4 protein-coding genes are annotated in these 5,520 nt (G+C 57.8%); 2 read left to right on the top strand and 2 right to left on the bottom strand.

Translation table 11 applies throughout. The features are described 5' to 3' along the window. Window positions 1–1,082: NFACT family protein (locus IQ273_RS29595; RefSeq protein ID WP_194026689.1), on the top strand; the 1,082-nt coding region annotated here is incomplete at its 5' end. Between the two features lie 528 nt (window positions 1,083–1,610). On the opposite strand, the gene IQ273_RS29590 is transcribed toward IQ273_RS29595, so the two are convergent. Together IQ273_RS29590 and IQ273_RS29585 are read right to left on the bottom strand one after the other, a co-directional pair. Beyond that, on the bottom strand, window positions 1,611–3,239 hold the full coding sequence (locus tag IQ273_RS29590; protein ID WP_397198977.1) for a CocE/NonD family hydrolase: 1,629 nt from the start codon (window positions 3,237–3,239) through the stop codon (window positions 1,611–1,613). Window positions 3,240–3,418: 179 nt separating this feature from the next. Further along, window positions 3,419–3,919 carry a cupin domain-containing protein gene (locus tag IQ273_RS29585; protein WP_313898296.1) on the bottom strand — a complete coding sequence of 167 codons (501 nt, stop codon included), beginning with the start codon at window positions 3,917–3,919 and terminating at the stop codon, window positions 3,419–3,421. Window positions 3,920–4,275: 356 nt separating this feature from the next. Between IQ273_RS29585 and IQ273_RS29580 the strand changes: the two genes are divergently transcribed. Next, window positions 4,276–5,409 (top strand): SpoIIE family protein phosphatase, encoded by a 1,134-nt coding sequence (locus IQ273_RS29580; RefSeq protein ID WP_194026688.1) that lies wholly within the window; start codon window positions 4,276–4,278, stop codon window positions 5,407–5,409. Window positions 5,410–5,520 lie beyond the last annotated feature (111 nt).

Here is a 5,520-nt window from a genome sequence, read left to right as displayed (position 1 = left end):
CCCTCACCCAGGCTGACTGGGATCGCCTGTTTGAGGTTTGGCAGCGCTGGCTAACGTGTTTAGACAAGCGTGAGTTTTTCCCCGGCTGGGCCGACGGCGGCTATACGGTGCTCGATTGGGATAGGGTAGCCCCCGTCGCCGACGTGCATACCCTGCTGAATCAGTACTATCGCCGCGAGCTAAACCTGCAGCAGTTCGATCGCATTCGCAACCAGATTCAGCAAAAGCTCAAGGGCGTGCTCGACAAACTGCGGCAAAAGGCCAATACCTTTGAGCAACGCCTCGACCAGTCGGCCCAGGCCGACCAGTACCGCCAGCAGGCCGACTTGTTGATGACCTATAGCTACCAATGGCAGCCCGGCCTGACTCAGCTCACCGTGGATGATTTTGAGACCGGTGAACCGGTCAGTTTGGCCATTGACCCCGACAAAACCGCAATTCAGCAGGCCCAGCGCCTTTACAAACAGCACCAAAAGCTAAAGCGGGCTAAAGATGCCGTGGCCCCCCTGCTCGCGGAGGTACAGGCCGAACTGGCTTATTTAGAACAGGTGGAAGCGGCCCTGAGCCAAATTCCTACCTACGATGAGCTAGCCGATTTAGAGGCGCTGATCGACATTCGCAACGAGCTGATTCAGCAGGGCTATATGGCCTCACCCGACTATCGCCCCAGCGATCGCAAGGCGAACGATGAAGGCTTTCGCCACCTCCAAACTCCCGACGGTCTGCCCGTGCTGGTGGGCCGCAACAATCGCCAAAACGACCTGCTCATTTCTACCGTAGCTACCGACTATGACCTCTGGTTTCACACCCAGGAAATACCGGGCAGCCACGTGCTGCTGCGGCTGGAGGCGGGGCAGGTCGCTAGCGATCGCGATTTGCAATTTGTTGCTGACCTGTCTGCCTACTTTAGCCGCGCCCGCCAGGCCGACCAGGTACCCGTAATCTATACCCAGCCCAAGCATGTCTACAAGCCCAAGGGCGCTCGCCCCGGCATGGTGATTTACAAACACGAAACCGTGATCTGGGGGCAGCCCCGCCGGGTCGAACAAATGCAGGTGGCTAAGCCCTTGGAGTTGGTCTAGGCAAGGCGCTGTAGCCGGTGAGATTGGCAGCGATGCTGAATGCTGGCAACAATGCCTTGTGGCCTAAAGACCTAGCCTGAACAAGTTTCGTCAGAATTTCAGGGCAGACCAGGCGTTCTGTTGGGGTATCCGAGAAATTACTGAGTACATTTGCTCATTAGCTTAAGTTATGAAACCTCCACACAATTAGTAGAGATTGTGTTAATGAAAATCTGTACTTGTTGTTACAATAGAAAACGGAGGAGATGAGAGCCCTCTACCGGAAAAATTATCTAACGGCTAGCACTGCTAAAAGTGCCGGGTTTGTAGTGGTTTCTTCCAGATTGAGAGAACAACGAAGATATTTTAGTATCACTTGAGTCGGCTTCCCTAGGGGGCCGACTTTTTTTATTCTTTACGTTTTTATCGCAACGGTCCTTTGGTGAGGACGTTTTCAGGTGGTTTAGCGAAGAGCAGTTGCAAGCCGCCTCGCTGCCCCAGTTCTAGCGTCAATTTAATAGCCCTGCCCTGAGCACTGTTATTTACAGCTTAGCGATCGCCCGTCGCCCTCTCATCCCTCGGCAGTTGGATACAGGAGGGGTAGTGAGCCCCGTGGGCGACCGTAAGGGTAATCACGCGATGGTCAATCTGGGGGCAATCGCCGTAACCAGCCCCAGTGCCGCTGTTGACTGCATAGGCCGGAAAGCAGGCCGCTGCCACGCTCAGCCGCAGCCGATGGCCAGCAGCCAGGGTGCTGGCGGTGGGTTGCAGGGGCAGCGTGACGGCCTGGGGCTTGAGATCAGACGGATTGGGGTGATCGACTCGGCAGTGGCCCTGGGTGAGATTCATCACTCTGCCATCGGTATGTACTTCAGACAGCACGACGCTGAGGTCGAAGCTAGGGGCATCGGCCTGGCAGTAGAGAAGGGCGGTGGGGGTGCCAATCAGCGTCAAATCCTCCGGCAAGGAGTCGGTTGTATAGGTAAGGACGTCGGTGCGGCTGTCGATGGCCGCCCGATCAAAGGGGCCAGAAGGTAGGCCGCAGTGGCCCCCTAGAGAGGGCACCGGTCGCCAAGGGTCGTGCACAATAACGTCTTGAGGCTGGGCCAAGTGTTCTACCTGAGATAGATCAGGGGTGAGACTGCCGTCGTCCCCACGCAATCCTGCCAGGCCAGTGCTGGTGAGGTAGAAGGGTTGGCCTGGGTCAGTGGGCCAGCGATCGCGCCCCTGCCACTGGTTTACCCCCATGACAAAGAGCTGAATTGGCTGAGTTGGGGAAGCTGCCGCAGGCTGCCCTTTCAGAAAACGGTCAAACCAGCGGATTTGCAGGCGATCGATCGGGCTATCGGCCTCGGGGCCAAAGTCAATAGCGCCCACTCGGCGGCCCCAAGGTAGGTGACCCCACGGGCCAATCCACAGCGCTTGGGGAGCATTATTCTGCGCCACCATCTGCTGGTACAGGCGCAGGTCGCCGCGCAGGTAGGGGTCGTACCAGCCGCCAATGTGCAGCATGGGCAGGTTTACATTGGTTAAATCGGGCTGTAGCTCTTGCCAGTAGCGATCGGGCTGGGGATGGTCGAGCCACTGGTGAAAAAACGAGTCCGGGGCGTAGGTCTTGAGCACCTGGGGCCAAGCCGGGATGGCATCCCCTAGCGGTAGGGCGTGGCCAGCCTGGTGCAGCGCCTGGTAGGCTACCTCATCTTGCTCTAGCCGAGCGGTTTCGGCGGCGATCTGGATTGCCCAACCCAGGCCAATTTGCAGGGGCAGGGCACTGTTTTCGTAGGCCCAGTCGGTATAGAGGTCGTAGCCTACCATAGCGGGGGCGATCGCCCTGAGCGCAGGCGGTTTCTGCGCCGCTGCATACAGCTGAGTCATGCCCTGGTACGAGAAGCCGTACATGCCTACCGCCCCGCTGCTCTGGGGCAGGGCGGCGGCCCACTGCACCGTGGCGTAGCCGTCGTTGGCCTCGTGGCGAAACAGGTCGAATTCGCCGCTAGATGTGCCTCGCCCGCGCACGTCTTGAATCACGACGATATAGCCGTGGCTGGCATACCAGGTGGGGTGGGCGTAGACCACCGTAGAGGCGATCGCGCGTCCGTAGGGCTGCCGCATCAGCAGCACCGGAAACGGCCCCTCCCCCACTGGATAGTACACATCGGCGTCGAGGTGAACAGCGATAGTACTCTCTGCCTCGGCTGGCTCCCGCTCGCCTCCCCTTTTATCTGATGGGGAAGCTAAGTCCAGCCTTAGCGTCTGCTTGGGTGCAACGGTGTAGGGACCAGGGGGCAATATAGGCAAGGGTTGATGACGTGTAATGGGGGGCTGATGGGCAGTGCCTATCCTATGGGGCTACGGGGCTACGGGGCTACGGATATGGGGTGAGGGGCATCGTGCCGTCCCAGTACGGCGAGGTCTTCGTCGTCGAGCTCGACTGGGGTGCCGCTGCGAATCAGCTCCGCGAAGTCTTCGTTGGGCACCATGATGCAGAGGGTATAGAGCCGGGATGAGCCAGTATTCTCGACTACATGAACGCCGTTCGGGGGTACCAAAATGCTGTCTCCGGCGCAGATGGCCACGGTTTTGCCGTCGCAGGTAGCGCGACCTTCGCCCTTGAGCACAAAGAACATTTCGACCGCGACCTGGTGGCGGTTGGGGGGAGTTTTGCCACCTACATCAAAAATTTCGACGCAGTAGGTGAGCGACATATCGGCAATGGTAGGGTCAAACACCAGGGCCAAACGGTTACTGTCACCAGGGCTAATGCGGTAGGCCTGATAGTCTTTAGGCGATTTATAAACGGGCACCACGCAGCTAGTGGGCAATGAGCAAGCCACCGTATCCATTACAGGATCGTCCATAACCAAAGTGTCCATAAAGCAGGTCGACCTAGCGGTTCGGCTTGACTATGCTTAACAGAGTCCCACGGAGATCACAGTAGCTCACTGTACCTTTCATAAAAAGTTGCCTGCCTGGTTTGGGCTGCTGATGGGCACTCTGGGTTCAAAGTTCCCTGGCTTCATCGAGTAGGGAGGCTTCCAGCACGTTGCGTAGGATCTTCATGAAGCCCCTTGATGACATGGTTTAGGGTTACGCTAAACCTGTGTATGCCGCTGATTAGCGGTAGCAGGGTTATAAAAATCCTGTGTTCATTGCCCCGCCATCTGCCCCTGCATAACGTACGGTTTTACGATTCACCCTTTGATCCAAGCGCAGCATGATCGATATCCTCATCATTGAGCACGATGCCGCTACGGAGCAGTTTTTGGTCAGTGCCCTCAAGCAGCAGGGCTACAGCGTGACCACTGCCCGCAGCGGGGCCGAGGGACTAGCCCTGGCCGAAAAACTGCTGCCTGGGGTGATTATCTGCGACTGGAATATTCCGGGCGATATTGGTGGGTTGGCTATTTGTCAGGCGCTTAAGCACCACCCAGTTCTCTCAATTACCTCGCTGCTATTGCTGACGGCCCGCTACAGCACCGCCGACCGGGTTAAGGGGCTAGAGATGGGGGCCGACGATCTGCTCTCTAAGCCCGTCGATATCAACGAACTGAATGCGCGAGTGCGGGCGGGGTTGCGCATTTACCAGCTGACCCAGGACCTGCGCCAGCAAAAGCAGCGCATGGAGGCCGAAATGGCCGAGGCTGAAGGTTACGTGCGATCGCTGCTGCCCGACGACCAAACCGGTCGGGTGCCGATTCAGTCTCGGTTTTTGCCCTCTCAACAGCTCGGTGGCGACTGCTACGACTACTACTGGCTCGACCCCGACTACCTGGTCATCTACCTACTCGATGTATCGGGGCACGGGCTGGGGTCGGCGCTGCTGTCAACTTCGGTGCTCAACGTGCTGAGAGCGCAGTCGCTGCCCGACGTCAGTTTTTATCGACCCGAAAAGGTGCTGCGAGCGCTCAATGAAACCTTTCAAATGAGCGACCAAAACCAAAAATATTTCACGATCTGGTACGGCGTTCTCAACTGCGCCAACCGTCAGCTGCTCTACGCCAGTGCAGGCCATCCCCCAGCGGTGCTGGTATCGATCGACGGCAATCAGCAGGTCACTACCACTCGTTTGCGCACCCCTGGCATGCCCGTTGGTATGCTGCCCGAGGCCAAATATCAGTGGCAGCGCTGCCATCTGCCCCCCAACAGCAGCCTCTACCTGTTTAGCGACGGTCTCTATGAGGTGCTGCAAAACAACCAGCAATACCTCGGACTCGATGCCTTTGTCGATCTGTTGGCCGTAGCCAAGCGCGAAAAAAGCGTTGACCACATTCTCGACGCCGTGATTAAGCGCCAGGCGGGAGATGTCGCTAGCGACGATATGTCGCTGATGATGGTCAGCCTCGACTAGTACTCTGCGGCGCAAGTTTAGATCCTATTCTCCGTAGGCTAGGGAGCAGGGGGGCTAGAGAGCAGGGGGGCTAGGGAGCCAAGCAATTCGGAAAGGTGGGCATATTTCAGC

The organism is Nodosilinea sp. LEGE 07298, from assembly GCF_015207265.1.
Taxonomy (GTDB): domain Bacteria; phylum Cyanobacteriota; class Cyanobacteriia; order Phormidesmidales; family Phormidesmidaceae; genus Nodosilinea.
This window is presented reverse-complemented; position numbering and strand designations above follow the sequence as displayed.